General features: G+C 62.1%; 25 protein-coding genes. 13 read left to right on the top strand and 12 right to left on the bottom strand.

Going from position 1 to position 25,465, the window contains the following annotated elements:
• Nucleotides 1-195: 195 nt before the first annotated feature.
• Together PQQ95_RS23860 and PQQ95_RS23855 are read right to left on the bottom strand one after the other, a co-directional pair.
• Nucleotides 196-1,053: an alpha/beta fold hydrolase gene (locus PQQ95_RS23860; RefSeq protein ID WP_408441465.1), complete on the bottom strand. Its 858-nt coding sequence runs from the start codon at nucleotides 1,051-1,053 to the stop codon at nucleotides 196-198.
• A gap of 475 nt (nucleotides 1,054-1,528) precedes the next feature.
• The gene (locus tag PQQ95_RS23855) at nucleotides 1,529-2,275 is read right to left on the bottom strand and encodes an SDR family NAD(P)-dependent oxidoreductase (RefSeq protein ID WP_408441462.1); all 747 of its coding nucleotides are present in this window, start codon (nucleotides 2,273-2,275) and stop codon (nucleotides 1,529-1,531) included.
• Between the two features lie 802 nt (nucleotides 2,276-3,077).
• Here PQQ95_RS23855 and katG point away from each other — a divergent pair.
• Nucleotides 3,078-5,330, top strand: a complete 2,253-nt coding sequence (gene katG, locus PQQ95_RS23850; RefSeq protein WP_408441459.1) for a catalase/peroxidase HPI — start codon at nucleotides 3,078-3,080, stop codon at nucleotides 5,328-5,330.
• Nucleotides 5,331-5,705: 375 nt separating this feature from the next.
• Here the strand turns inward: katG and PQQ95_RS23845 are convergent, their stop codons facing one another.
• Both PQQ95_RS23845 and PQQ95_RS23840 read right to left on the bottom strand, forming a co-directional pair.
• Nucleotides 5,706-7,712, bottom strand: coding sequence for a bifunctional DedA family/phosphatase PAP2 family protein (locus PQQ95_RS23845; protein WP_408441457.1), 2,007 nt, complete (start codon nucleotides 7,710-7,712; stop codon nucleotides 5,706-5,708).
• Between the two features lie 128 nt (nucleotides 7,713-7,840).
• Nucleotides 7,841-8,485: an HD domain-containing protein gene (locus PQQ95_RS23840; protein ID WP_408441454.1), complete on the bottom strand. Its 645-nt coding sequence runs from the start codon at nucleotides 8,483-8,485 to the stop codon at nucleotides 7,841-7,843.
• A gap of 194 nt (nucleotides 8,486-8,679) precedes the next feature.
• On the opposite strand from PQQ95_RS23840, the gene PQQ95_RS23835 reads away from it, so the two are divergent.
• Complete coding sequence (locus tag PQQ95_RS23835; RefSeq protein ID WP_408441452.1) at nucleotides 8,680-9,018, top strand: hypothetical protein; 339 nt, start codon at nucleotides 8,680-8,682, stop codon at nucleotides 9,016-9,018.
• Nucleotides 9,019-9,021: 3 nt separating this feature from the next.
• Here PQQ95_RS23835 and PQQ95_RS23830 read toward each other — a convergent pair whose 3' ends face one another.
• A complete protein-coding gene (locus PQQ95_RS23830) occupies nucleotides 9,022-9,795 on the bottom strand; it encodes a GntR family transcriptional regulator (RefSeq protein WP_408441450.1) in 774 nt (257 codons plus the stop codon).
• Between PQQ95_RS23830 and PQQ95_RS23825 the strand changes: the two genes are divergently transcribed.
• The gene (locus tag PQQ95_RS23825) at nucleotides 9,776-10,252 is read left to right on the top strand and encodes an OsmC family protein (RefSeq protein WP_408441448.1); all 477 of its coding nucleotides are present in this window, start codon (nucleotides 9,776-9,778) and stop codon (nucleotides 10,250-10,252) included. The two genes, PQQ95_RS23830 and PQQ95_RS23825, sit on opposite strands and share 20 nt — an antisense overlap.
• A gap of 115 nt (nucleotides 10,253-10,367) precedes the next feature.
• Here the strand turns inward: PQQ95_RS23825 and PQQ95_RS23820 are convergent, their stop codons facing one another.
• The 4 genes from PQQ95_RS23820 to PQQ95_RS23805 form a co-directional block, all read right to left on the bottom strand.
• Nucleotides 10,368-12,044 (bottom strand): NRAMP family divalent metal transporter, encoded by a 1,677-nt coding sequence (locus PQQ95_RS23820; protein ID WP_408441445.1) that lies wholly within the window; start codon nucleotides 12,042-12,044, stop codon nucleotides 10,368-10,370.
• A 138-nt stretch (nucleotides 12,045-12,182) separates the two neighbouring features.
• Nucleotides 12,183-12,326 (bottom strand): hypothetical protein, encoded by a 144-nt coding sequence (locus tag PQQ95_RS23815; RefSeq protein WP_408441443.1) that lies wholly within the window; start codon nucleotides 12,324-12,326, stop codon nucleotides 12,183-12,185.
• Nucleotides 12,327-13,170: 844 nt separating this feature from the next.
• The gene (locus tag PQQ95_RS23810; protein WP_097396989.1) at nucleotides 13,171-13,404 is read right to left on the bottom strand and encodes a hypothetical protein; all 234 of its coding nucleotides are present in this window, start codon (nucleotides 13,402-13,404) and stop codon (nucleotides 13,171-13,173) included.
• A 65-nt stretch (nucleotides 13,405-13,469) separates the two neighbouring features.
• On the bottom strand, nucleotides 13,470-13,937 hold the full coding sequence (locus PQQ95_RS23805) for an Lrp/AsnC family transcriptional regulator (RefSeq protein WP_408441439.1): 468 nt from the start codon (nucleotides 13,935-13,937) through the stop codon (nucleotides 13,470-13,472).
• Between the two features lie 154 nt (nucleotides 13,938-14,091).
• Between PQQ95_RS23805 and PQQ95_RS23800 the strand changes: the two genes are divergently transcribed.
• Complete coding sequence (locus PQQ95_RS23800; protein WP_408441436.1) at nucleotides 14,092-14,721, top strand: LysE family translocator; 630 nt, start codon at nucleotides 14,092-14,094, stop codon at nucleotides 14,719-14,721.
• 179 nt (nucleotides 14,722-14,900) lie between these two features.
• A complete protein-coding gene (locus PQQ95_RS23795; protein WP_408441433.1) occupies nucleotides 14,901-15,221 on the top strand; it encodes a YnfA family protein in 321 nt (106 codons plus the stop codon).
• Between the two features lie 156 nt (nucleotides 15,222-15,377).
• Here PQQ95_RS23795 and PQQ95_RS23790 read toward each other — a convergent pair whose 3' ends face one another.
• Nucleotides 15,378-15,887 carry a DUF1993 domain-containing protein gene (locus PQQ95_RS23790; RefSeq protein WP_408441430.1) on the bottom strand — a complete coding sequence of 170 codons (510 nt, stop codon included), beginning with the start codon at nucleotides 15,885-15,887 and terminating at the stop codon, nucleotides 15,378-15,380.
• 306 nt (nucleotides 15,888-16,193) lie between these two features.
• On the opposite strand from PQQ95_RS23790, the gene PQQ95_RS23785 reads away from it, so the two are divergent.
• From PQQ95_RS23785 to PQQ95_RS23760, 6 genes are all read left to right on the top strand, one after another.
• Nucleotides 16,194-17,750 (top strand): S53 family peptidase, encoded by a 1,557-nt coding sequence (locus PQQ95_RS23785; RefSeq protein ID WP_408441428.1) that lies wholly within the window; start codon nucleotides 16,194-16,196, stop codon nucleotides 17,748-17,750.
• Between the two features lie 203 nt (nucleotides 17,751-17,953).
• On the top strand, nucleotides 17,954-19,618 hold the full coding sequence (locus tag PQQ95_RS23780) for a S10 family peptidase (protein WP_408441425.1): 1,665 nt from the start codon (nucleotides 17,954-17,956) through the stop codon (nucleotides 19,616-19,618).
• 390 nt (nucleotides 19,619-20,008) lie between these two features.
• A complete protein-coding gene (locus PQQ95_RS23775; RefSeq protein ID WP_408441422.1) occupies nucleotides 20,009-20,662 on the top strand; it encodes a hypothetical protein in 654 nt (217 codons plus the stop codon).
• A gap of 100 nt (nucleotides 20,663-20,762) precedes the next feature.
• A complete protein-coding gene (locus PQQ95_RS23770; protein WP_408441420.1) occupies nucleotides 20,763-21,113 on the top strand; it encodes a hypothetical protein in 351 nt (116 codons plus the stop codon).
• A 289-nt stretch (nucleotides 21,114-21,402) separates the two neighbouring features.
• On the top strand, nucleotides 21,403-21,549 hold the full coding sequence (locus PQQ95_RS23765; RefSeq protein WP_408441417.1) for a hypothetical protein: 147 nt from the start codon (nucleotides 21,403-21,405) through the stop codon (nucleotides 21,547-21,549).
• A 5-nt stretch (nucleotides 21,550-21,554) separates the two neighbouring features.
• On the top strand, nucleotides 21,555-21,824 hold the full coding sequence (locus PQQ95_RS23760) for an RNA-binding protein (protein ID WP_408441414.1): 270 nt from the start codon (nucleotides 21,555-21,557) through the stop codon (nucleotides 21,822-21,824).
• A 121-nt stretch (nucleotides 21,825-21,945) separates the two neighbouring features.
• On the opposite strand, the gene nadE is transcribed toward PQQ95_RS23760, so the two are convergent.
• Nucleotides 21,946-22,806, bottom strand: coding sequence for an NAD(+) synthase (gene nadE / locus PQQ95_RS23755; protein WP_408441413.1), 861 nt, complete (start codon nucleotides 22,804-22,806; stop codon nucleotides 21,946-21,948).
• 31 nt (nucleotides 22,807-22,837) lie between these two features.
• Here nadE and PQQ95_RS23750 point away from each other — a divergent pair, with 31 nt between their 5' ends.
• Both PQQ95_RS23750 and PQQ95_RS23745 read left to right on the top strand, forming a co-directional pair.
• On the top strand, nucleotides 22,838-23,095 hold the full coding sequence (locus PQQ95_RS23750; protein WP_408441410.1) for a hypothetical protein: 258 nt from the start codon (nucleotides 22,838-22,840) through the stop codon (nucleotides 23,093-23,095).
• Between the two features lie 175 nt (nucleotides 23,096-23,270).
• On the top strand, nucleotides 23,271-24,257 hold the full coding sequence (locus PQQ95_RS23745; protein ID WP_408441408.1) for a L,D-transpeptidase: 987 nt from the start codon (nucleotides 23,271-23,273) through the stop codon (nucleotides 24,255-24,257).
• A gap of 250 nt (nucleotides 24,258-24,507) precedes the next feature.
• Here PQQ95_RS23745 and PQQ95_RS23740 read toward each other — a convergent pair whose 3' ends face one another.
• Nucleotides 24,508-25,380 (bottom strand): DMT family transporter, encoded by an 873-nt coding sequence (locus PQQ95_RS23740; RefSeq protein WP_408441405.1) that lies wholly within the window; start codon nucleotides 25,378-25,380, stop codon nucleotides 24,508-24,510.
• Between the last annotated feature and the right edge of the window lie 85 nt (nucleotides 25,381-25,465).

Raw genomic sequence — 25,465 nt, 5'->3', positions numbered from 1 at the left:
GCCGATTCGTTGAAATGCAATTTATCCATTCCGTCCTGGTTAGAGAAGGCGCGGAATCGGATGAGAGTCATTCCAAACGGGGATTAGTACTCGTGCTATGCAAAGGTGGACGTAGTGCGGGCGCACGCCTTTCACCACTGGCCGGCAAGCTGAACGAGACCCGGCCAGATCGAGTGCGTGAGCGTCGGCTCAGGTTCATTGATCCGTCTCGGACAAAAACTGCGTGACGTGGGCCACGAAACGTTCCGGATACTGGTACAAGGAGCCGTGGTTCGCATCCGGGTACAGGATCAATTGCGCGTTCGGGATATTCTGCTGAAGGATCCATGAGTTGATCGAATAGATGATCACGTCGTTATCCCCGTTGACCACGAGCGTCGGCTGAGTCAGCGCATGGAGATAGTCATACGGTTTTTCGCGCGGCGCGCCCCATTTTGCAAGTGCTGCGAGCTGCGCCGGCGCGACCTTGTCGTTTGCTTCGGGATCCCGATCTTCGCTGCGCAGGCGGAACCGCTGCAGGAACTGGCGGCCTGCTGCCTGGCTCGCTTCCGACGGCGAGAAGTGCACACGAAGCCACAGATGATCCGGCTCTGCGTAGCTGGCACCGAAGATTTCCTGTGCTTCCGGCGTAAGCGACGCCATGCTTTCGCCACTCCGCGGGCCGGTGCCAACCAGGATCAGGCGGCGGACGAGCTTCGGCTCCGCTAGCGCCAGCGTCTGCGCAATCAGCCCGCCCATGGAGAATCCCAATACGTCGACTTGTGTGAGATCGAGAGCCTTGATGAATGCTGCAGCATTGGCGGCCATTTCTTCGATCGATTCCGGCACGGTGCCGGAAGTACTGGAAATGCCGGCGTTGTTGAACAGGATCACTTCGCGATCCCGTGCAATACCGTCCGTGACAGCGGGATCCCAATGATCCATCGTGCCGGTAAAGTGGATGTTGAACACGAGCGGCACGCCGCCGGTTCTGCCGAAGCGTCGATAGGCGAAGCGGATGCCGTTCGCTTCAACGTAGTGTGTCTGGGCGTTCTGATGAGTAGGGTGGGTCATGATGGATCTCCGTGTCATAGTTGGCTCGAATCCGCTTGCGGTCATGATCACGTCGACGGTGACGATACGCTCCGTCATGAACCACGGTAGCCCGGATGCCAGCGGCACGATCGCGATCGCCCGGCCGCGCGTTCAGGGGCGCCGCGTTCAGACCTATGCGATACCTCGACTCGATAGCAACTGCGCTGCCGGAGCAGAACACGGTCATCGTGCAATGGACTCAAGATAGCGTTCGCGGGCGCCGTCGTCCTTGAGGCGACCTGATGCGAACTGAAATTTCCTGCGACGCCGAAGGGGTGCCGTCGAGGAGCGCTTGCCGGCTAACGAGCCGGGAAGCGAAGAACCCGGCTCATGCTTCGGCGCACGGACGGCCCGACACTTTGTCGTACCACTGCTGAAAAGCGCAGTGGTGCGTCGATAGTCATTTTGGGGCTGCCGCTTGAGCGACGGATTCAATGCGGGTGGTGAGTGCGAGTTAAAGTTTCGAGCCGCCGTCGATGCGTAGCGTCTGGCCGGTGATCCAGCGCGCGGCGTCCGATGCGAGAAAGGCCACGGCGCCGCCGATGTCTTCGGGGTGCGCGATGCGCTTTAGCGTCTGCATATCGAGGATGGCCTCGCGGCCATGCTCGGTTGTCGCGAGGGCCGACATGCCGGTCGCCACGACGCCGGGCGCGATCGCATTCACGCGTACACCACGGGTGCCGAGCGTCAGCGCAAAATGCTTCACCAGTGTGTCAATGGCGCCCTTGGTCGCCCCATAAGCCGACAGCGAACCCACCGACGCATGCGCGGCGAGCGATGAAACCAGTACGACGCTGCTGCCCTTGCACATGGTCGGCATGAGTTGCTGCATCAGAAAGTAGGGCGCGCGTACGTTCAACACGAACAGTTCGTCGAAATCGTCGACCGTGGTGTCTTCAATGCTTGCGTTCATGGCGATGCCGGCGCTCGCGACCAGCACGTCCAGACGCGCGCCTATCACGGCGCGCACCCGCCTTGCCAGCCGGTGCGCGCCATCCGGCGTGCGCAGATCCGCCGCGATCTTCTCGGCATGGCCGCCGCCTGCGCGGATCTGCGCGACCACTTCGTTCGCCGCCTCGTCTTCGCGGCAGTAGTGAACGAGCACCTGGGCACCGGCTTTCGCGAGAGCCAGCGCGCTGGCGCGGCCAATGCCGCGGGAAGCGCCCGTGACGAGCGCGGTTTTGCCACTTAGAGGGCTCATAGTCAGATTCCTGGCGTTTCGGCGCTAACCGGTGGCCACAACAACGGGCTTGTTCATTTCAGTCGCTCGATGACATGAATCGCGGGCATGGAGCATGCGTCTGCGCGGTGCCGTTGTGCCTGAACGGGCTGCCGTCGCGTCTCCGCCTTCGGTGGTAATCTAGGGGGAAGCTGCGAAAAGTAGAAAGACTTTGTAGGCTGGCTGGTATGCTTGTGAGGCATGGATTGGCGCCAAAACTGTTCGGGTGTAGCGCGCGCGATGCAGGGGCTGGCGAGGCATTGCCGAAGACGGACGTGACGGTATCGAGCCACTATTCGGCGCGGAGAAATGGCGCTGCGATGCAAATAAAATTCGGAATCCTCTATTTAAGTCGGAACCGTGAAAAGCGGGCATGAGATCGGCCCTCTATAACAGCAACAACGCGTAAGATGGCTGTCGTGGAAGGGGTCGAAATGCCGATACCTGTTTGCTATCGGGAGCAGCTGAGCACTGAATTTTTGTCTGTCACGTTATAGTTATGAACTATCAATAGCATTGCAAAAAACGCATTCTATTGATGATCACTCTCACATATATTTTTAGTTGCAGTATGCCTGCCGACGCGGACCATTCGGGTCCGATGCAAGCCGTGACATCCGTTATCGGACGAAGATCATGCGCGTCGGATGACAGCATCAGTACACCAAGAAGAGCCCATCATGTGATTTCCCGGCCGCCCGTCGACTGGGATCGGCAATGCACCGTAGAAGTCAGATGCCGTGAACGAAGAGGTAGTGGGTACGTCCCCCCAAGGAGATAACGCATGTCAAACGAATCAAAGTGCCCGTTCAATCATGCCGCCGGTGGTGGCACGACGAACCGTGACTGGTGGCCGAAGCAGCTGCGACTGGACCTGCTTAGCCAGCACTCGAGCAAGTCGGATCCGCTGGACCCCAGCTTCAATTACGCCGAGGCGTTCAGGAGCCTTGACCTGGCTGCGGTGAAGAAGGACCTTGCGGCGCTGATGACCGACTCGCAGGATTGGTGGCCGGCAGACTTCGGCCACTATGGTCCGCTCTTCATCCGCATGGCCTGGCACAGTGCCGGCACGTATCGTATCGGCGACGGCCGCGGCGGCGCCGGGCGCGGCCAGCAGCGTTTCGCGCCGCTCAACAGCTGGCCGGACAACGTCAGCCTCGATAAAGCGCGCCGCCTGTTGTGGCCGATCAAGCAAAAATACGGCCAGAAGATTTCTTGGGCCGATCTGCTGATCCTCACCGGCAATGTCGCGCTCGAGACCATGGGCTTCAAGACCTTCGGCTTCGCCGGCGGTCGCGCCGACACATGGGAGCCGGATCAGGACGTCTACTGGGGCAATGAAAAGACCTGGCTGGGCGGCGACGTCCGTTACGGCAAGGGCGCCGCAGGCAATAACGAGGACGGCGGCGTGATCGTCGCCGACGAAGAAAAGCACGGCGAAGAGGTCAGCCGCGACGACCACGGACGCAATCTGGAAAACCCGTTGGGCGCCGTGCAGATGGGCCTGATCTATGTCAATCCGGAAGGTCCCGATGGCAATCCGGACCCGTTGGCCGCGGCGCACGACATCCGTGAAACCTTCGCGCGGATGGCCATGAACGATGAGGAGACTGTCGCGCTGATCGCGGGCGGTCACACCTTCGGCAAGACGCACGGCGCCGGTCCTGCCGACAACGTCGGCCCCGAACCCGAGTCCGCCGGTCTCGAGAGCCAGGGGCTGGGCTGGAAGAACAGCTTCGGCACCGGCAAGGGCGGCGACACGATCACCAGCGGTCTGGAGGTCACCTGGACCACCACGCCGACGAAATGGGGTAACGGTTTCTTCGAGAACCTGTTCAAGTACGAATGGGAACTGACCAAGAGCCCGGCCGGCGCCAACCAGTGGGTCGCCAAGGATGGCGGCGAAACGATCCCGCACGCTCACGATCCTTCAAAGAAGCTGCGGCCGACCATGCTCACCACCGACCTCTCGCTGCGCTTCGACCCCGTGTACGAGAAAATTTCGCGGCGCTTCCTCGCGAATCCCGACCAGCTCGCCGATGCCTTCGCTCGTGCCTGGTTCAAGCTGACTCACCGCGACATGGGACCGCGTGCCCGCTACCTTGGACCGGAAGTGCCCGCTGAGGAACTGATCTGGCAGGACCCCATTCCGGCGGTCGATCACGCACTGGTCGACGAGCAGGACATCGCCTCGCTCAAGCAGAAGATTCTGGCATCAGGGCTGTCCGTTTCGCAACTGGTGTCGACGGCCTGGGCGTCGGCATCCACCTTCCGCGGCTCGGACAAGCGCGGCGGCGCCAACGGTGCGCGCATTCGCCTCGCCCCGCAGAAAGACTGGGCGGTCAACCAGCCGGACCAGCTGGCGAAGGTACTGAAAGTCCTCGAAGGGATCCAGAGCGAGTTCAACGGCGCGCAGTCCGGCAAGAAGATATCGCTGGCCGACCTGATTGTGCTGGCCGGTAGCGCCGGCATCGAGCAGGCTGCAAAAAGCGGCGGCCATCAGGTGACCGTGCCGTTTGCACCGGGACGCGCGGACGCCACGCAGGAACAGACCGACGTGGAATCCGTCGGCGCGCTTGAACCTGTCGCCGATGGTTTCCGTAACTATCTGAAGAGCAAGTTCAAGGTCCCGGCCGAGGCATTGCTGATCGACAAGGCGCAATTGCTGACGCTGACCGCACCGGAGATGACGGTGCTCGTCGGTGGCTTGCGCGTCCTGAACGTCCAGAGCGGCCAGGATTCGCAGGGCGTCTTCACCAACCGGCCGGGAACGCTGACCAACGACTTCTTCCGCAACCTGCTCGACATGGGGACGGAATGGAAACCGGTCTCCCAGGACGTGTTCGAAGGGCGTGATCGCAAAACCGGCGAATTGAAGTGGACCGGTAGCCGCGTCGATCTGGTGTTCGGTTCGCATGCCCAGTTGCGGGCGCTGTCCGAAGTCTATGGAAGCGAGGACGGACAGGAGAAATTCGTCCGCGACTTCGTCGCAGCGTGGGTCAAAGTGATGAACCTCGACCGGTTCGACCTGGCCTGAGCGGTTGCGGGGTTCCGTCGGGGGCAACCCTGACGGAGCTTTGCCTCACCGTGCGAAGGTAAACCTTCATCTCGCGGTGCGACTCCTGTTATATCGGAGCCGCACCGTTTTTTTGGCCGATTTGTATTGACGTTGCAGCCGTTTCAACACGGATCGCGATGACGCTTCCAGCATCTCGCCGCATCGGATCGCGCAGGTTATCCACAGAAAATGTTCATATCCTTGTGGACAAGTCCTGGCCAATGCCGCCAAGTGATTGAGCGCAGAGCGATTTCCGGATATGTCCGGCGAACCCGCGCATCCAGGCATACCTGGAACGGCCCCTGACCGCCTCCAGATTCCAGATCAATTCCCGGCAAACCGCCAACGCGCCGCTCATTCCACCGGAGAGGCCAGCAGCGACACCGGCACGCCGTGGCAACTCACCCTGGCTACCAGCGCCGCGCCGAGATCGGCGCTCGTTTTTGCATGAGCATCGAACGACGACACGTCCTTGTCGACGCGCAGAATGTTGATCGGCCACGATGCCCTTGAGAGCCGTTCGTGCGCAAAAGCTCCGACCCACAGCGGGGTGGCCGACGCGCCATTCTCCACGGCATAACCGCTCGGCCAGAAACGCAGGACATCGCGTTCGTCGCGCGTATCGCCGGGACGCATGAAGACCAGTGAGGAAGGTACGCCGTTATTCAGCTTCGGCAACACCGGCAGCGACACCGCCGCGACGTTCGGCGAGGCCAGCGAGAGCAGGCTGCGCGCGGACAGATCCGTGCCCTCGATCCATCCCTGGGCGCGCAGTTGCCCCCTGATCGAATCGAGGTTCGACACCCATTGCAGCGTGAGCGGTTCCTTGCGGTCACCGCCCATGTCCGAGCGATAGCACGGCAGTCTCTTCCATATCGACACCGTCCATTGCGCTTGCGTGACCAGCACGGGCGCCGGACGCGGCATGTTGCCCGGCGGCGGCGCCGGTGGGTTGACGCTCAACTGCAGACCCACGCTAATGAGCATCACCACCAGAACCACGACCGGCATGAAGCCCCGTGAGGGTGGCGGCTCCGGATGCCGCAACATCGCCGTCAGCGCAACGATGGCGACCCAGATGTAGGCGAGCGCGGCGCCGCCGATCGCGTCGGAGACCCAGTACCGGCCAAAGTAAAGGCCCGCGAGCGCGACCACGATCACGACAACCGTACTCGCGGTCGCCACGACCAGACCTTCCAGCATGCCGACCCGCCGCGCGAGCAGGAACGCCAGGAAACCGTAGACGATTACCGTCGCGGCGACGTGATTGCTCGGAAACACATAGGCGCCGGACAGGAGTTCATCAGGCGGCGCACGATGCATGGCGAACTGCAGGGCGAAGATCAGCAATTGAGAAAACACGACCGCGGCGAGCCAGTAGCCGATGGTGCGCCAACGCCGCTCCAGCAGCATCCACACCACCACCGTCATGACGAGTGCCGTCAGCGTGAAGACGCTGCCGAGCGTCGCCAGTCCTGCCAGGACCGTGTCGCTCCAGGGTGTGCGCACCGATTGCAGGAAGTGGTAGACGGACAGATCGACGCTGACCAGCGGATCGCCGCTGATGACGTCGTCGAGCACGCCGAAGAAGAGCGCGCCCGCCGCCAGCACGATCAGCGACGTCACCACGATGCTGCTGGCATCCGGCTGTTCGGGGTCGAGCAGCCGCCGCGCGAGCCGGCCGAACGGGCCAGGGTGGCGGCACGCCCAGCTTCCCAGATAGCGGCCCGCCGCGCTCGACCACGCACTGGCATGCGAGACCAGGAAACCGGTCGCGCGAAAGCTCAGCCAGACGATCCCGACCAGCAGCGCGATGATCACGACGAGGCGGAACGATACGGCGCCGGCCAGCAGCACCGAAGCGCCGAAGACCACGCCCGGCAGGATGTGCGCGGGCGCCCATAGCAGCGCCGACAGGACGTTCATGGCGTAGAAGCGCAGCGGCGGCATGCCCAGCATGCCTGCCACCACCGGCACGATCGCCCGTAATGGTCCGATGAAGCGGGCGAACACGACACCTTTGGCGCCGTGTTTCTGAAAGAAGCGGTGGCCTGCCTCGAGTATCTGCGGGTGTGTGCTGAACGGCCAGAACTGGACGATCCTGTCCTTGTAGCGGCTGCCGATCCAGAAACTCATGCCGTCCCCGGCAACGGCGCCGGCGATTGCCCAAAGGAACACCCAGCCGAGGCTCAGCGAGCCGGTGCCGGCCAGCGCGCCGGCGAGAAACATCGCCGTGCTGCCCGGGATGAAGGTGCCGATGACGGCAATGGCCTCCAGGAAGGCCGCGAGGAAGACGACCGTGAGCGTCCACGCCGGGTGGCCGGCAAGCAGATGCAAAAGGTGGATGTAGGCGTGCTCCATCGTGCGCGATCAGCCGTTCTGGCGTAACGGTTGATCATAACGCGCACGGTGCGGGCGCACATTTTTTGCAGGCCGGGATCGGCATGAAGTGCCGGCGCGCAATCGTTACCGGCGAAAAGTTGGCCCGCTCAGATTTCGTCGGTAAATTCGTCGAGAAAGCGTTGCAATCGATCATGGCGAATCGTTGCCATGCGCGCGCCGGCTGCCGTCTGGAAACCGGACGCCAGTTTCAGCAGCTTCGTGTGGAAATGGTCGAGCGTGTAGGCCGTGTCGTCCAAAGGGCGCCGGGCCGCGTGCGGGTCGGCCGGGTCGTACAAGGCGCGGCCCATCCGGCCGGCCACGTAGAAGCAACGCGCGACGCCCAGCATTCCGATCGCATCGAGCCGGTCGGCATCCTGCAGCGTTTTTGCTTCGAGCGTGGCCGGTGTGACGCCGGCCGAAAAGCTATGCGCCTCGATTGCGTGCGCCGCAGCCTGAACTTTCGCGTCCGGCCAGCCGAGCGACGCCAGCACGCGCGCGGCTTTTTCCGCCGACAGGCGCGAAGCCTGCGCGCGTAGCGGCGAATTCTTCTCTACTGCGACGCAGTCGTGCAGCAGCGTCGACGCGAACAGCACCTCGGCATCGCCGCCTTCTTCCGCCTGGATGGCTGCGGCGTTCTTCCAGACACGCTGCAGGTGCGAGGTGTCATGCGAGCCGTCGCCGTTATCGTCGTATGCGTGAGGCAACAAGATCGTGGCCAGATCCTGAAAGGGGGCGAAGGCGAGTCGTGTCATGGTGTCGGGCAAGAAAAAGGGCCGCAGATTATCGCCGATCGCCGATCAATCCCTGAATTTCAGCGATGAACGAACGTGGCTGGCGGGCAGTCTTACTGTTTGACCGGCTTCTTTCATGAGCGTCGTGGGCTCGATATCGCTACGACGTGCTGGGAGCATGAAGCGGGCAATTCGACGGCATGACGGAGTGGGCTATGAACATCGCGACAAGGACTATGTTGGCCACGGCGCTGGTGATGGGGCTGACGGGCGTGACGTGGGCTCAATCGGCAAACCTGAACGCCAACGGTATGGTTGGTTTGCAGGCCGGCGGGACGAATGGCATGGGGCAGGGGATGGGTTTGGGGACGGGCACGGCAAGCCCAAGCCCCACGCCTGGTGCGGGTACGGTAGGCAGTTCTCCCGCGACCGGCAGAACGGGGAGCCTCGGATCGGGCCCGGCGCTCAACAACATGCGTGCGAACGGCACCAGCCTGAATGCGAGCCCGGATCCTCGTGCGCCGAACGTGACGGGAAAGGCGTTCGGCCAGTAGCCGTCATTCGGCCTGAACCAGTTGCAGAACGATGCGTTTCGCCGACGCGAGATGTTCCACCGTCATCGATCGCGCGCGGCGTGCGTTGCCGGCCTCGCATGCTTCGAGAATCCTGAGATGCTCGTCCTGGAAGGCCGGTGTGTCGGCGAGCAGCGTGCTTTGCAATCGCTCGTAGCGCTCGACCTGAGCGCGCAGTTCGCGGATCGCTTTCAATTGACGGCCGTTTGCGCATGGGCGGTATAGCAATTCATGAAACTCGCGATTCAGCTCGCCCTGTCTTTGCGCTGTATCGGCGTCCCCCAGAAGCCGATGAACGAGTTCGGCGCGCGATAAGGTCTCACTGTCCATGCGTTTAACTGCATGGAAAATGGCATCGCCTTCGAGCAGCATGCGCAGGCCGTAAATCTCGTCCAGGTCGGACTCGGTCAAGGTGCGCACGACCGCACCGCGATTGCGCATGAGTTCGACCAGTCCCTCGCCCTCGAGCTTTTGTATGGCCTCCCTCATCGGCACACGGCTCACCCCGAAGCGATCGGCCAGTTCGCGCTCGACCAACCGCGCGCCGTCCTCCAGTTCGCCGGTTGCGATCAGTTCGCGTAGCGAGACGGCGATGGCGTCGGCCGTCGAATCCAGTTTGTGGTCCATGTGCGTCGAGTCCAGCTTGTCGTTTGGAATAATGGTATACCAAAATGGATGTGCACGTTTAGAATGCAGGGATTGCGAAATCAAATCCGGATCAACAGCGAAGGAGATGGGCATGGCGTACGGCGAACACAAATACGCGGTATCGGTGCAATGGACAGGCAACCGCGGCAGCGGCACCTCGGGCTACCGTGAATACGATCGGGACCACATCATCGCTGCGGGAAGCAAGCCCGACATTCCCGGATCATCTGACGCAGCGTTTCTCGGCGATGCCAACCGTTGGAATCCGGAAGACCTGCTGGTCGCCTCGGCGTCCGCTTGCCACAAACTCTGGTATTTGCACCTTTGCTCGGACGCCGGCGTCGTTGTTCTGAGCTATCGCGACAACGCCGAAGGCACGATGCTCGATAGTCCTGAGCAGGGCCGGTTTTCGCAGATCGTTCTACGGCCGCATGTCGTCATTCAGGCTGGCGGCGATCTCGAACTGGCCGGGCGTCTGCATCACGTGGCGCATGAGAAGTGCTATATCGCGAACTCGGTCAACTTTCCGATTCTGTGCGAACCGTCTATCGAGACGGATGGGACGTGACGCTTGTGCGGTACAGATGAGCGCATAGGCGCTGTTTTACATCAGGTTGGAGACCCGGAAAAAGCTCTATTGCCCGCCGCTCATCGCACAACCGGGCGCGGCGGGCAGCATCGTTTTAATGCAGCAACGTCATCTGCACGACCTTCACGACGACGAGTGCGACAGCCACGATCAGATAGCCACGCAGCACACCCATCCACACGCGTTTGGACAGGGTCAGTTGCGGCGCCGGCAGGTCTTCCAGAGGCGGCATGCGCCACGTATTGCGGGCTTCTTTCGAAAACTGCTGCTCGTTATTGGATACCGGAGATACCGAGGAAACCGCGGAAGCTACCGATGCGGCCCGCAGCCTGCGAACCGTCACGGTTGCGGCGTAGCCGGCTACGGCCAGCAGCGTGCCGCCGGCCAGTACTTCGATAATCGCTTCGCCGGTAATGTCCGGATACATCACCGATGCAGTGAGGATGATGGAGAGCATGACGAGCACCCAGACAACCGCGCCTGTAAATAAGTTCAGCTTCTTCGAGTTCACCCACGGACCGAGAACGGCCTTATCGTTGCACAACAGCAGCAGGAACACCGTTGCACTCGGAAGCAGTACGCCCGCGAGCGTCTGCACGGCTTCGGTCAGAAGACCGAGCGGGCTGCCGGGAATCAATACCAGCGCAGCCGCGGCGGCGACGATGCCGAAGTAGACGAGATAGAAGCCCTTTGCGTCGGTCACGCCGCGATGCAGCGAGTGGCGGATTTTGAACACGTCGCCGAGTGCATAAGCGGTGGACAGCGACACGGCCGCCGCGCCGATGATGCAGGCGTCGAGCAGCGCGACCGCGAAGAGAACCGCGGGTGTGCGACCGGCATATTTCTCGAGGCTGGCAATCACGCCGCCGGCGTCCGTGAAATTGCCGAACTCCGGTTTGCCTGCATACAGCGCCGCGCAGAACGAGATCATGGCCACCGCACCGATCAACACGAAGACGATACCGATCCATAGGTCGGCTTTCTCATACTTCATGAAGCGCGGCGTGATGCGTTTATCCACGATATAGCTTTGCTGGAAAAACAGCTGCCACAGCGCGACGGTGGTGCCGACGATGCCGATCACAAGCAGCATCACGTCGCTCAGTTTCGAATGGGCGGGCCAGTTCGGGATGAAGAAATCATGCGTCATCTGCGCAACCGGGGGATGAATCGACACCAGGACCGGCACCAGCAGCAGGCTCAACAGACAAAGCACGACCGCGAAGCGTTCGAAGCGCCTGAAGTTGCCTGTACTGACCGCAGCCATCGTTACTGCTGCGGCGATGCACACGCCGGCCACTTTCGAAATACCGAAGAATTCCAGTACGAACGTGATGCCGATGAACTCGGTCACGATGGTGAGCGCGTTCAGGATGAACAGATCGACGACGCTGAATGCTCCCCAGAACTTGCCGAAGCGCTCGAAGATCAGCCGGGCATGGCCGACACCGGTCACGGCGCCAAGACGCAGCACCATTTCCTGATTGACGAACAGAACGGGCACGAGCAGCAGCATGGTCCACAGCAAGGTGGTTCCGTAGTTTTGCCCCGCCTGTGTATAGGTGCCGAAGGCGCCGGCGTCGTTGTCGCCGACCATGACGATGAGGCCGGGCCCGAGGATCGCGAGCAGGGTCCGGATGCGGGCCCCCCAGTTGTTGCGAGGCGCGGTGTCGTGGTGCGCGATGGTGCCGAGCGCCCCTTTGATGTCGCCGAGGTGGGCTTCGTCGAGAACAGCGCTGCGTGGTGGCGAGACGTTAATTGGTGTGGACATTTTTAGCCGCCTGTATAGATGTGATTTGAATGCAGTAGCGCGACTTCGGGATCCGCAGAACGCGCGTCGCCGGATGATGGGCTCAAGCGACGGTGGCGCATGCGGATCGCGAAGACGTGCGGGTGCTGACAGCAGGTATTACGAAGCCGGCTTCGAGAGAAGCGCTTTGAGGCGATGCCAGGTCACGGCGAGCCAGTGCGGCTTGGTGCTGTGGAGCGCGAGTGCAGCGTCGCTGTGGGTAGGCGTTTGCTGCAGGGTCGGTACGAGGACGGCGATGTACATGGTATTTCTCCGGCGTAGGCTTGACGCGGGTTGCGGAAAGCCAGCGGACACGGAGCGCGGCCGGCACTATGGGCGCGGCGGCGAACGTCTACTCGCTTTCCTCGGGCAAAAGAAAAATTGCGTGGCAATTGGGCGGCATAAGGGATAACTGTCACTGTCCGGCATGGCGGCTCCTTATCGGTTTTGTTTATCTGCGGTGCTCATTTGCGTTGCTTATTGCGTTGACTGGGCACGTGCTTGTCCACGCGTCCGGCCACACCGGAATTCGAACGGATCGAACCGGCGCGAGCGAACGCCGCCGCGAATGAATGCATCGCGACGCGACGCCATACGGTTGCGGGACGTGCGTAAGCACGGCGCGGCCGAATGGCGCTAGTTAAGTAAGGTGCACGGAGAGAGTGACTACGGCGCGCACCGTCTGCCTGATGGCAAGACGGCGGCTAAGAAAGGGAGCGCGGACGTCGGGCCGGTCAGGCAGTAAAACTGTTCGAAGATCGACTACTGCTGGTGTCCAAGGCAATGGCCCCGTCTGTGATAACGGGCGAATTTTAGGCACTCCCGCAATCAGAAGTCAACATGCTTCGTTAAGCGAAGCAAATATTCTTTTTTATAGGTGCGGTAACGCGCTTCCGGACGTGGCGGCGCATTGAGGTATTGAGGAGGGGGCAGGGGATGGGCGATCCGGCGGCGTGGGGATTCCGGTTTCAAGACGTAAAGACGCAACTAACGGTCAAGTCCGGACGACCCCTCCAGATAACGCGACGACCGCCTCAGTGGAAATTGAAGACGGCCGCCGCTCGCGTCCGACGCAGCAGCTATGCAATGAAGAGACCGGCTATGCCACTCAACGATTGCCGTCAAGCAGATCGCCGAGCAATTCGTCGAATGCGGCTTGGGCGTCTTCGAGTTCCTGCAACGCAGCGTCGAAGGTTTGCAGCGCGAACTGTGAAGGCTGGCCACTGCCGGCCGGCGGAAATTGCGACTGCAGTGACGCGAAGGCCGCCTTTACCCGCGTGGTTGCGGTCAATACGCGTTCCATCGCGGCTGTTTCTTCGGCTCTTGCCTTTTCGTGATCCATGAAAACTCCGTGCTCGTCTGGTCGGCTCGCGCCGTATCAAATGCGTGACTATGCCACGTCTGCGTTCAGGACAGCGGCAGTCCGCCGTTAGCCTTGACTTCCCGTAGCGACAACGCCGATTCCACTGAGGTCACCCCCGGCAGACTACGCATCTCGTCACGCATGAACGTGCCGTAGTCGTCGAGATCGCGTGCGACCACCTGCAGGATGTAGTCGGCGCTGCCCGATACGTTGTGGCACGCCAGAATTCGCGGGATTGCCTGCACCTCGCGCTCGAAGCGCGTCGCCACCGCGCGGTCGTGCACGGCAAAGCGCACATAGACGAACGCGACGACGCCGAGACCGAGGGCGGAGCGCGAAAGCATCGCGCGGTACTGGTCGATATAGCCGTCGTTCTCAAGGCGCTTGAGGCGGCGGGCGCACGGTGTCTCGCTCAGGCCGACCATGTCGGCCAACCGCGCATTCGACATGCGGCCGTCGTTCTGCAACGCGGCGAGGATTGCGCGGTCTGTTTTATCGAGGTCGGTTGCCATGGTTTTGGGGTGTTTGCTGGGCGTTGGCGGAAAACATGGATTAGGAGGGGAATCTTAGCGTATTCCTTCAAGGATCAGGCTGCTGCCTTTGCATTTCGCCAGCAAACCCTCCGCAGGCGACGGCAAGATAGAGCCCTTAAAACAAGAGGTTTCTATGATTTCCGCACACCTTCTGGTTGTCTATATCGCTGCGCTGCTGGTGGTCTATGCCGTGCCTGGACCCGACATGGCGCTGGTTCTGCAGACCAGTATCGGACGCGGCATGCGCAGTGGCTTCGCGGCGGCCGGTGGCCTTGGGGTGGCGCGGGCCACGCATGTCACGCTGTCGGCATGTGGGGTGGCGGCGCTGCTGCGCAGTGCGCCCTGGTTATATGATGTAGTGCGTTACGGCGGCGCGGTTTATCTCGCGTGGGTGGGTATCCAGATCTTCCGTTCACCCGTGTTCGCGTTGCCGGAAGGCGGCGCGGTGAGTGCCGAGTCACGGCCGTTGCGGGCCGCTTTCGTCAAGGGCTTGCTGACGAATCTGTTGAACCCGAAAGCGTTGCTGTTCTGTTCGGTGCTGTTGCCGCAGTTCGTGCGTCCCGCGGCCGGACCGGTTGCGTTGCAAATGGTCGAGCTGGGTCTTGTGCTGCTCGCCATTGGCGCGTGTTTCGACGCCTTGTACGCGATCGGCGCGGCACGTATTGCTGGCTGGATGCGGGCTCATCCTCTCGCGCAGACATTGCAGCGTTGGACTTTCTCAGCGGCGCTGATCGGTTTTGCGCTGCGGCTTTCACTGGACTGACCGCCGAATCTGCGGATGTCGAAACAGGGTGATGCGGGCTGACGGCAGGTATCGGACCGGAACCGGGCGCGACGATTTCTGCATGCTTCATGCCCGCGCGCAAAGTGATTGTGTTAATAAAGCCGATTGACCGCTGCGCACCGTTCCTCGGCAACGCAACCACTTGCTTCTCCCTGCCGATGAAAACTTTTCTGCTTTATGCCGTGACCGCCATTGCCGAGATCGTCGGGTGCTATTTGCCCTGGCGTTGGCTGAAGGACGGGGGCTCCATCTGGCTGCTGGTGCCCGGCGCACTCAGCCTCGCGTTGTTCGCATGGCTGCTGACATTGCACGGCACCGCCGCAGGCCGCGTGTATGCGGCTTACGGCGGTGTGTACGTAGCGGTGGCGATCGCGTGGCTATGGGGCGTCGACAAGGTGCGCCCCACGCTGTGGGACGCGGCCGGCGTGGCATTCACGCTGGCCGGCATGGCGATCATCGCGTTCCAGCCGCGCGTTTGATGCGATACGTGCGCGGCGCATGCTCACGCACATGCTCGTACGCGATTCATGCGTGATTCTCACGCGGCCGGCGTGCGGGTCATGGGCGAATCACGGACGAGTCACGTGCTGCTCGTGCCTCAATCACATGGCGCCCATACCGTCACGCACGCCTTCTTACTTGATGCCGCCTAGATAGTCGAGCTTGCCAAGTTCGACGCCGTTGTGACGCAAAATGTCGTACGCCGTCGTGACGTGAAAATAGAAATTCGGCAGCACGAAACCGAGCAGATATGACAGCCCCGTGAACTCGATCGGCCCATTGCGCATTTTCAGCGTGATGGGATGTTCTTCCGATCCATCGATCTGTTGCGGATTGAATTCCTTCAGATAATCAATCGTCTTTTGAAGGCGGGCATCGAGTTCTTCGAAGGTCTGTTCGACGTCGTCGTACTTTGGCGCTTCGACGCCCGCGAGGCGAGCGGCGCAGCCCTTCGCCGTATCGCTCACGATATAGACCTGGCGCACGAGCGGCAGCATGTCCGGCGCGAGCCGGGCGTTCGTGAGCACGGACGGGTCGATCCGTTTCTCTGCTGCGTGTGCCTCGGCTTTGCCGAGGATGACTTGCAGGTTGGTCATGCCGCGCACCAGCACGGGCAATGATGCTTGATACATCGAAATTGACATGGGGTTCCTCTGATTCTTCGATCGTGCGCGCGGGTGGCGCGCGAGGCGCTGCGACGGCTGGATTGCCGCTTCAGCATCATAGCGCGGGTGTTGCAGGATACGCATTGATCGAACCCGGTGTTAGCCATTCGGACAACTGCCGCGCGCGCAGGAACTGTGTTCGAATGCATAGGTCGGACGGTTTGGCGAAGTCCTTGAAACAGCAATCCGCCACAGGCTGCGAGGCGGTGAGTTCGTGCAGGCGCGTGTCGTGCGTGAGGTCCGCCTTGCGCTCCGCCCCGTCACGCTAACAGGAGAATCGACACCATGGTCAATAGACAAACGCTGCCCGGAAGCGAGCGAACGGCAGAACAAGGTTCGACAGTCGTTGGGCAATGTGATCCGGCAGAACGGATCGAGGTTTTCGTGCTGCTGCGCCGCCAGCGGCAGGCGCAGTTCGACGCACTGATGAGCAAGATCGAAGCGGGTGACCCGAGTGTCAAACCCCTTTCGCGTGAGGCGTTTGCGAAAGATTACGGCGCCGCGCCGGACGACATCGCCAAGGTCAAAGCCTTTGCCGTCGCGCACGGTTTGACTGTCGTGCGGGAGGATCCGGCAGCGCGCTCGGTGGCGCTGAGTGGCACGATCGCGCAGTTCCAGACCGCGTTCGGCGTCAAGCTGGAACATTACCAGCATCACTCGGTGGGTCAGTTCCGCGGCCGCACCGGCACGATCAGCGTGCCGGACGATCTGCACGGCATCGTGCAAGCCGTGCTGGGCCTCGATAACCGGCCGCAGGCGCGGCCGCACTTTCGCATCCGGCCACCGTTCCAGCCGGCTAAAGCGCACCAGGCGTCCTTTACACCGCCGCAACTCGCGTCGTTGTATCAGTTTCCACAAGGCGATGGCAGCGGCGAATGCGTCGGCATCATCGAACTCGGCGGCGGGTACAACACGTCCGACCTCAAAAGTTACTTTGCGAGCCTCGGCGTGGCTTCACCCAAGGTGAAATCGGTCGGTGTCGATCAGGGCAGCAATCAGCCGAGCGGCGACCCGAACGGGCCGGACGGCGAAGTCACGCTCGACATCGAAATCGTCGGTGCGATTGCGCCAGGCGCGTCGATTGCGGTCTATTTCACGCAGAACAGCGATGCCGGTTTCATCGACGCGGTAAGCCGTGCGGTCCACGACACGACTAACAAACCCTCGGTTATTTCGATCAGTTGGGGCGGCCCGGAGTCGAATTGGACCGGACAGTCACTCCAGGCGTTCAACAGCGTGCTGCAAACGGCGGCGGCACTCGGCGTGACGGTCTGCGCGGCATCGGGCGATAGCGGTTCGAGCGACGGTTCCGGTGGCGATCAGGTCGACTTTCCAGCGTCGAGCCCTTACGTGCTGGCATGCGGCGGCACGAGCCTGACCGCGTCGGGCACGTCGATTTCGCATGAGGTTGTGTGGAACGACGGCGCAGAGGGGGGCGCGGGCGGCGGTGGCGTGAGCCGGACCTTTCCGGTGCCGGTGTGGCAAAAAGGGTTGTCGGCTACTTCGTCGAGCGGCGCAAAGACGGCGCTCAGCGGGCGCGGCGTGCCTGATGTGGCCGGCGACGCATCCCCGGTCACCGGCTATAGCGTATTGATCGATGGCACGCAGACGGTGGTTGGCGGCACCAGCGCGGTTGCACCGCTGTGGGCGGCATTGATTGCGCGAATCAATGCCGCGAAGGGGCAACCGGCTGGGTTCATCAACCCGAAGTTGTACAAGGCGCCGGGGGCGTTTCACGACATTACCCAAGGCAACAACGGCAGTTTTGCCGCGTCGCCGGGCTGGGATGCATGCACGGGACTCGGCAGTCCCAATGGTCAGAAGGTGGCGGCAGCACTATAGTCTGATGAGTCGCGGTCTGGTTTGGAGGGCGCCTGGTTGACAGCCCGTTCAGGTGCTCACCCGCCGTCCGCGCTTGTCCCGAGGTGCGTTGCGTTCAGGCCGCAGCCGTACTGTGCATGCCTTCAGGAGGCACGGGCAACGCAGGACATACAAGAGACATCAAGAGAGACACCTCAAGACGTTAACGAATTCATGGAGCGATCATGACGAACACCGAGTCAGCTTCCGTTAGTCCACAGTCGTCACACAACACGCATGCCTCGTCCGCAACGGCCGCAGCCGGTGCGTCGCATAAAGGTGGAGATCAGCCATTCTTCGATCCGGTTGCTTATGGCAACGGGCCGGACGATTCCGTGACCGATGCCACTGAAACAGCCGCGGTGACGCACCATTCGACCACGATCGGCGGCAAGAAGATCAACTACACGGCGACAGCGGGTCACCTCGTGATTGTCGACTCCAGCAGTTCGCAGCCCGAAGCCAAGATGTTCTACGTCGCGTTCACGCAGGACAACCAGAAGGAGGAAACCCGCCCGGTGACGTTCTTCTACAACGGCGGGCCGGGTTCGTCTTCGGTATTCGTGCTGCTGGGTTCGTTCGCGCCACGCCGCATCAAGACGTCGATGCCGGGCTTTACGCCGCCCGCGCCGTACTCGATGGAAGACAACCCGGACAGCCTGCTCGACAAGAGCGATCTCGTCTTCATCAATCCGGTCGGCACGGGCTACTCGGCAGCCATTGCGCCGAAGACGAATCGCGCCTTCTGGGGTGTCGACCAGGACGCGGACTCGATCAAGCAGTTCATCAAACGCTTTCTCACCAAGAACAATCGCTGGAATTCGCCAAAGTACCTGTACGGCGAGTCTTACGGCACGGCACGCAGTTGCGTGCTGGCGTACCGGCTGCATGAAGACGGCGTCGATCTGAACGGCATCACGCTGCAATCGTCCATTCTCGATTACACGCAATCCGGCAACCCGGTCGGCGCGCTGCCCACCGCTGCGGCGGACGCGTGGTATCACAAGAAACTCGGCATCGCGCCGCGGCCGACTGACCTTGGCACATTTGCCGAAGAAGTGGCGCAATTCGCTCGCACCGACTATCTGGCTGCGCTGCGCAAGTTTCCGACTACGGATTCCGCCACGGTCGAAAAACTCAGTGAATACACGGGTATCGACAAAACCACCTTGCTTGCATGGAGCCTCGATATCGCGTCGTACGACAGCCGCGGTAATTCGCTGTTCCTGACGACGTTGCTGAAATCGCAGGGCCTTGCGCTTGGCGAGTACGACGGTCGGGTGACGGCGATCAACACGGGCATTGCCGGCAAGATCGACCCGAATTCCGGCGGCAACGATCCGACCATGACGGCGGTGACCGGCGTCTATACGACGATGTGGAACGTGTATCTGAACGAGCAGTTGAAATACACGTCGAATTCAGCGTTCACGGACCTCAACGATCAGGCATTCCAGTATTGGGACTTCAGCCATATCGATCCGACCGGTGCGCAGAAGGGGCTCGATGCGAAGGGCAACATCATTCTGTACACCGCCGGCGACCTCGCCGCTGTGATGGCGCTCAATCCCGACCTGAAGGTGCTGTCGGCGAATGGTTTCTTCGATTACGTCACGCCGTTCTATCAGACGGTGCTCGATCTGCAGCAAATGCCGCTTGTCAGCCAGCAGGTCCGGCAGAATCTGTCGGCGCGTTTTTATCCATCGGGGCATATGGTCTATCTCGATGGCGGCTCCCGTACCGCGCTCAAGGCGGACCTCGCCAAGATGTATGACGCGGCGGTGTCCAATAGCCAGGCGCTCGTGCGTATCCGCGCCTTGCAGGCTCGGGTGGTGCATAAGACGGAGTAGCTTGCTGTTGCGCCCGGCCTAAGCCATTCTTGTGCCGAGCCGAGCCGAGCCGAGCCGAGCCGAGCCGAGCCGAGCCGAGCCGAGCCGAGCCGAGCCGAGCCGAGCCGAGCCGAGCCGAGCCGAGCCGAGCCGAGCCGAGCCGAGCCGAGCCGAGCTTGGGGCGGGGCGGGGCGGGGCGCAAGCTACTGCATTGCCTTTGTACTGTGCTTCGGCGCGGTCTTGCCACGTGCATTCGTGCACGCCAGGACCGCGCGGGCGCTCCCCTGCGAACGCATCGAGACACACCTTGACCACCCTGCGCGAGCATGGCTTTTTCGCGCGGAGATATTGAATGTGTTTTAATTAGCCTGCGAATTGAACTATTGCGTGCCGCTGCCGGTGCGCCGACGAATGAACGCAGGCATTGCAGATGGGCGTCGCATCATCTATTGCAGCGACGCAACCAGCAGTACATACCAGCCGGTTCCGCCGACGCTCGCGCGCCGGTGCGGCGCCGCGCGTCCTGCCAGCAAGATGCGTGTGGTGTTCCTGCTCGGCTTCGCCGCGATACTCGCTTTGCGAGTCGGTGAAGTCTGGGCTCAGGATTCAGCAATGCTCGACGGGCGCGTCACGCAGGAGTCGGTCGGCGAAACGATTTGCCGACCTGGCTATGCGGACACGGTCGCACCACCGTTCGATGAACTGATGGCCCACAAGGACCGCCTGCTTGCCGCGCGCGGCATCGATGCTGACAACGGTGTGGCCTTTGCGCTGGACAGGCGCGTGCCCATCGTGCTCGGCGGTTCGCCGGATGCACCTTCCAATCTCGATCTTCTGCCGTGGGCGGGCCAGCAGGGCGAGCGCCGCAAGGCGCGCGCCGCGGTCATGCTCAAACGCTGCGTGTGCGAAGGGAAACTAAGCCTCGCGGAGGCGCAAGCCGCGATTGTCGGAAACTGGTCGGTGGTCTATTCGGGCTTCAGCCAGACATCTTGCGACGTGAGCCGTCTCGATGTCGCGACCGGAGACAACACCGGGCGAGGCGATGGTCGCGACAGCGCGCCGTGAGATCGTCCATCTCCGCCGGCGTCGTCCTCGTGGTTCATTGGCGCATATTCCGCCACGCTGCTCGCAGCGTGCTGCCTCAATTCATTCCCGGAGAATCCTCATGACCCATTCACGCCTTGCCGCATTGGCGCTCACGTTCGGCTGCCTGTTCGGTAGCGCTGCGGCGCATGCCGCCGAACCCGTGCGCTGCGGCGGCGCCGGCTCGCTGCAGATTCGCGGCGACGTGCCCGCGGCAATCAGTTTCGACGTGTACCGGCAATTGCAGCCGCTAAACGCGCAGCGAGTCGCGCTGTTTCAGGCGGCCGGCGAGGTGAAACGCCTGCCGGACGGCCTGGCAGTGTGTGAAGTTGCTGACGACGGTGTCGACGATCCGTCTGCGGTACTGGTTCACGTGCCGCAAGGCAAGAATGCATGGTGGGTAAGCGCGGCCAACGTGCAAGCGGCGGACTGATCCCGACGATCAGTCCGCCCTTTGCGCACGTCCCCCGCAGGATGCCATCGGCGATGCGTATCCGCTGTCCGGTGCGGCCCGGTTTTTGCGTCCAGCGTCCGCGTCTGACGCGTGTACCGGGCCTGCACCACTGAATGAACATGTGTTTTGCTATTTTTACCGCTGCTTATTCAGGTACAGTGCATTAACGGAAGTTTTCAGGTCCGTTTTTACGACATTGTGTCGCATCGCTTTTGTTGTCGATTGTGGCTATCCTGAAAATAGGACGAAATTCGAAGGGGAGATTTAAATGATTGCCTTCTATCTGACATTGGCTGCTTTGGGTGCGGCAGGCGCCGCCTTGATCCGCCAACTCGCGGCTGCTCAGGCGAAACAGCGCGCAGCGCTGCGTCCGGTGCGGGTACAGGCGGCGGATCGCCGCGCGCGCCGAGGGTAGGCGGCATGAACCTGATCGTGCGCAATATCGCGGAATCGTGCAGCGAGCAGGAAGTGCGGGAATTCCTCCAGCGTGAGCTTGGACACTACGCGAAACACATCGAGGTGGTCGACGCCGGGAAGCCCAGCGCCTACGCCACAGTCGAGTTAAATGCGGAAGTGCCATATGTGGGCGAGGTCATCGCGCGGCAGATTCACGGCAAGCAGTTGGGCGGTTTGACGCTTGAAGCGAGTGCCGATCTGTTCAGCGACGACACGTCGCCGCCCGCTCACTGAATCTGTCGCAACTGCATTTGCCGATTGCGTCGAATGCGCTGGGCGGGGAGAACGCGCTGCGTCCGGCGCATATTTCCGACGTGCATTCTCCTCGCGCATTCTGGTTGTTACTTCCTGTGTCTCATTCCCCGTCTGTCTTCACAGGCCAATCGAACGGCGTGTAGGGCAGCGCCCGCTTGTGTCGCGTGACATCGTAGAAGCGCAGAACCGTCTCGCGCGCCGCGTCGCTCACCGGTTTGCCTTCCAGAAAATCGTCGATATCGTCGTAAGGGATGCCGTACGCGTCTTCGTCCGGCCGTAGCGGGCGCAACATTTCCAGGTCCGCGGTCGGCACCTTGTGCGCCAGCGACTCGGGCGCGCCCAAGGCTTTGGACAGTGCCCGCACACGACGTTTGTTCAGGCCCGTGAGCGGCAGCACATCGGCGCCCCCGTCGCCGAACTTCGTGAAAAATCCCATCACCGATTCGGCCGCATGGTCCGTGCCGATCACCACGCCTGCCCGCGCACCGGCGACCGCGTATTGCGCGATCATGCGCTGCCGCGCCTTGATGTTGCCGTGGACGAAATCCTGCTGTGAGTCGTCGCGAAATCGCACGCCGCTGTTATCCAGCGCGGCGAGCATTGCATCGGCGGCGGCTTTGATATCGATGGTGAGATTTTCGTCCGCGCGAATGAAGCTCAAGGCCTGCTGCGCATCGGCTTCATCTTTTTGCACGCCGTAGGGCAAACGGATCGCGACGAAGTGCGCGTCGTAATGTTCGGCGCGTAGCCGCTCGACCGCGAGTTGCGCAAGCCGCCCGGCGGTAGTCGAATCGACGCCGCCGCTGATGCCGAGCACATAGGTTTTCAGACCGTTGCTGCGTAGATAGTTCGCCAGAAAAGCGACCCGGCGCTCGATTTCCTGCGCGGCGTCGAACTCGGCGGCGACGTGCATTTCCACGGCGATGTTTGCCTGGCGTGCGGCTGGGTCTTGTTGCGTCATATTCCTGTTTCCTCCGTGTGGGGTGGGGCGAGTGTCAACCATGCACGCCTGCGCGGATTGCATGGGCGACGGGCCCACGATCAAGCCGATTCTGCGGACATGCTGTGACGAATCGGTTTCGCGGTTTTATCGCGGATATTGGCTTTCAATTCACTTTGCGCTGTTTTTAAAACCGCTGCGCAGAGCGGTGAATATCGGCGGTCAATACGATGATAAGGGTGAATTGGCCAAGTCTTCATCGACAGATGCCAATGTGCTTAGTAACATCCTCGTTCCGAGCGCCGCATGAGCCGGCGAGCAATCAATAATAATCAGGTTTGCTCAACTACGCGATGAACTACCCCAATCGGCCTGGCCAGCCTGAACCGGACCGCGGTACTTCCGCATCGGTAAATCGCCGAAGCAACGTGGTGTGGATATCGGATTTACGCTTGACGCCGGATTTCAGGCGCGTAGTTCGCCCAATGCGCTATCTGATGCGCGCGGCGGCGACAGTCTTTTGTGCGATGTCATGCAGCGTGGCTATTGCAGCGTCGGGTTCGGCTTCGGACACCGCGTCCGTCCGGGCGTCAGCTTCGGGTGCCGCGTCCGTCAAGGCGTCGGCACCCATTGTGGCGAACCGCCCGGCGGCTGCCGTCAACGCGTCGGCCGTCGCTGCGCCCGATGCGGCCGGCGTGGTCGACCCGCGTCGCGCGTTCCTGCTGCGGGACGTATTCGCTCAAGACGTGACGCGTCGGCTGAAAGTACCGGCCGCGGAGCAGCATGCCTACGCTGACCGGCTGGAAACGGCGCTCGGCGAGCATATGCTCGGCAACCTGTCGGGCGAGTATGTCGTGATGGTCGATCGCAATGCCAACGTGCAGGCGCTGTTCATCTATTTCCGGGCCACGCCGGCCGACAGCTGGCAGATGATTGGCGCCTCGCCGGTCTCAACGGGCCGGCCCGGCGAATACGACCACTTCATCACGCCGCTCGGCGTGTTCGAACATACGCCGTCCAACATGGACTTTCGCTCCGAAGGCACGCTGAACGAGAACCACATCCGCGGCTACGGCAAGCGCGACATGCGGATCTTCGACCTCGGCTGGGCGCAGGGCGAGCGGGGTTGGGGCAAGGGCGGCATATCGCAGATGCGTTTCCAGATGCACGCCACCGATCCGGACCGGCTCGAACCGCTGCTAGGGATTCGTCATTCGAAGGGCTGTGTGCGGATCCCCGCGTCGCTCAATGCATTTATCGACCACTACGGCATTCTCGACGCTGAATATGCAGCGCGTGTGGAGTCCGGCAAATCGCTGTGGGTGTTGAAAAGCGATCGCCAGGTGACGCCGTGGGCGGGGCGCTACATCGTGGTGGTGGATTCGGCGCGCAAGAGTCGCCCGGCCTGGGCACCGGCTCCGGGCAGCAAGGTGCGCGCGAAAGTGCCGGCGGGCGCCGATATGGCGGATTGAACTACGGGGTGAGAGGCGGGCGAGGTCGCCAAGTTGATATCGGGCGGGCAGCGTTCGCTTGACCATGCCGCCAGGCACCGTCGCGTTGGCAACATTCGCGTGACCATACCGTAAGGCACTGTCGATCTGGCGGCGCTAGCTTGACCATGCCGCCGCACGGTCAAGCTAACAACGTTCGCACGACCCTACCACCTGGCACGCATGATGAGGCGCATTGCCCAACGCAAGCCGGCATGCGTCATTCAAACCCTCACGACCGCGCCAGCACCACCCCCACCAGCGCCACGGCAAATCCGGCGATCTGCACCGGCAGCAGCGTTTCGCCGAAGCCGACATACCCTTCGAGCGCGGCGAGCGGCGGCGCGAGAAACATCAGCGCGGTGGCGCGCGCCGCATCGCCGCGCCTGACCATCCACACCAGTAAGGTGACGCTGATACCGGACAGCATCACGATGCCCCATGCCAGAGATCCCCACAACGTGGCCGATGCGATCCAGCGATGTTCGCCGAGCGCCAGCGCGAGCATCGCCGCGACGACCGCCGCGCCGAAATTCTGCACCGCACTTGCACTGCGGATATCGGCCTTTGCCAACGACGTCTTCTGAAACAACGTGCCCGCGGTGATTGCACCGATCGCGACGATCGAGATGAACACCACCAGCCACGGCGGCGCATCGCCATGCGGGGTGGGTGGCGCGGCCGCGGCGAGTTTCGGTTCGAGAACCAGCGCGACGCCGGCGAGGCCGAGCGCCATGCCGGTCCAGCCGCGCCGCGAAAGCCGCTCGCCGAATAGCGGGGCAGCGACGGCCGCAGTCGCGAGCGGCTGCAGTGCGCCGAGCAAGGCCATCACGCCGGCGCTCAAACCCTGTGCGACAGCCCAGTAGCCCGCGCCGAGATAGACGCCTTGTAGCAGGGCGCCCGCGACCAGGTGCTTGCCGAGATCCCGACCGGTCGGCCACGCGGCGCGCGTAGCGAGCGCGGCAAGCGCGAATATCAGCGCGGTGCCGCCGAAGCGCGCGAGCAGGAACAGATTGGGATCGGCATACGGTGTGATCGCCCGGGCGACCACGAAACCGGTCGACCACAACACGACGAATACGGCGGCGATTGAGGAGGCGAGCATCGGAGACGGGTAACGTGAAAAGCCGTCATCTTGCCGCGACAGGAGGCGTGCGTCTTGTTCGAAGCTGCAATGGCGGGTCCCTGCT

The organism is Paraburkholderia caffeinilytica, from assembly GCF_046030355.1.
Classification (GTDB): Bacteria; Pseudomonadota; Gammaproteobacteria; order Burkholderiales; family Burkholderiaceae; genus Paraburkholderia; species Paraburkholderia caffeinilytica_B.
Note: the sequence above shows the minus strand (reverse complement) of the source record. Positions and strands in the feature narration are given on the sequence as shown.

What these genes read in the sequence shown, in the direction of transcription:
- PQQ95_RS23775 (WP_408441422.1), top strand. Translation starts at nt 20,009, where the DNA reads ATGAACGCAGGCATTGCAGATGGGCGTCGCATCATCTATTGCAGCGAC.
- PQQ95_RS23805 (WP_408441439.1), bottom strand. Translation starts at nt 13,937, where the DNA reads ATGGCAACCGACCTCGATAAAACAGACCGCGCAATCCTCGCCGCGTTG.
- PQQ95_RS23790 (WP_408441430.1), bottom strand. Translation starts at nt 15,887, where the DNA reads ATGTCAATTTCGATGTATCAAGCATCATTGCCCGTGCTGGTGCGCGGC.
- PQQ95_RS23820 (WP_408441445.1), bottom strand. Translation starts at nt 12,044, where the DNA reads ATGTCCACACCAATTAACGTCTCGCCACCACGCAGCGCTGTTCTCGAC.
- PQQ95_RS23795 (WP_408441433.1), top strand. Translation starts at nt 14,901, where the DNA reads ATGAAAACTTTTCTGCTTTATGCCGTGACCGCCATTGCCGAGATCGTC.
- PQQ95_RS23760 (WP_408441414.1), top strand. Translation starts at nt 21,555, where the DNA reads ATGAACCTGATCGTGCGCAATATCGCGGAATCGTGCAGCGAGCAGGAA.
- PQQ95_RS23860 (WP_408441465.1), bottom strand. Translation starts at nt 1,053, where the DNA reads ATGACCCACCCTACTCATCAGAACGCCCAGACACACTACGTTGAAGCG.
- PQQ95_RS23770 (WP_408441420.1), top strand. Translation starts at nt 20,763, where the DNA reads ATGACCCATTCACGCCTTGCCGCATTGGCGCTCACGTTCGGCTGCCTG.
- nadE (WP_408441413.1), bottom strand. Translation starts at nt 22,806, where the DNA reads ATGACGCAACAAGACCCAGCCGCACGCCAGGCAAACATCGCCGTGGAA.
- PQQ95_RS23815 (WP_408441443.1), bottom strand. Translation starts at nt 12,326, where the DNA reads ATGTACATCGCCGTCCTCGTACCGACCCTGCAGCAAACGCCTACCCAC.
- PQQ95_RS23785 (WP_408441428.1), top strand. Translation starts at nt 16,194, where the DNA reads ATGGTCAATAGACAAACGCTGCCCGGAAGCGAGCGAACGGCAGAACAA.
- PQQ95_RS23740 (WP_408441405.1), bottom strand. Translation starts at nt 25,380, where the DNA reads ATGCTCGCCTCCTCAATCGCCGCCGTATTCGTCGTGTTGTGGTCGACC.
- PQQ95_RS23840 (WP_408441454.1), bottom strand. Translation starts at nt 8,485, where the DNA reads ATGACACGACTCGCCTTCGCCCCCTTTCAGGATCTGGCCACGATCTTG.
- PQQ95_RS23800 (WP_408441436.1), top strand. Translation starts at nt 14,092, where the DNA reads ATGATTTCCGCACACCTTCTGGTTGTCTATATCGCTGCGCTGCTGGTG.
- PQQ95_RS23780 (WP_408441425.1), top strand. Translation starts at nt 17,954, where the DNA reads ATGACGAACACCGAGTCAGCTTCCGTTAGTCCACAGTCGTCACACAAC.
- PQQ95_RS23855 (WP_408441462.1), bottom strand. Translation starts at nt 2,275, where the DNA reads ATGAGCCCTCTAAGTGGCAAAACCGCGCTCGTCACGGGCGCTTCCCGC.
- katG (WP_408441459.1), top strand. Translation starts at nt 3,078, where the DNA reads ATGTCAAACGAATCAAAGTGCCCGTTCAATCATGCCGCCGGTGGTGGC.
- PQQ95_RS23825 (WP_408441448.1), top strand. Translation starts at nt 9,776, where the DNA reads ATGGCGTACGGCGAACACAAATACGCGGTATCGGTGCAATGGACAGGC.
- PQQ95_RS23845 (WP_408441457.1), bottom strand. Translation starts at nt 7,712, where the DNA reads ATGGAGCACGCCTACATCCACCTTTTGCATCTGCTTGCCGGCCACCCG.
- PQQ95_RS23745 (WP_408441408.1), top strand. Translation starts at nt 23,271, where the DNA reads ATGCGCTATCTGATGCGCGCGGCGGCGACAGTCTTTTGTGCGATGTCA.
- PQQ95_RS23810 (WP_097396989.1), bottom strand. Translation starts at nt 13,404, where the DNA reads ATGGATCACGAAAAGGCAAGAGCCGAAGAAACAGCCGCGATGGAACGC.
- PQQ95_RS23765 (WP_408441417.1), top strand. Translation starts at nt 21,403, where the DNA reads ATGATTGCCTTCTATCTGACATTGGCTGCTTTGGGTGCGGCAGGCGCC.
- PQQ95_RS23835 (WP_408441452.1), top strand. Translation starts at nt 8,680, where the DNA reads ATGAACATCGCGACAAGGACTATGTTGGCCACGGCGCTGGTGATGGGG.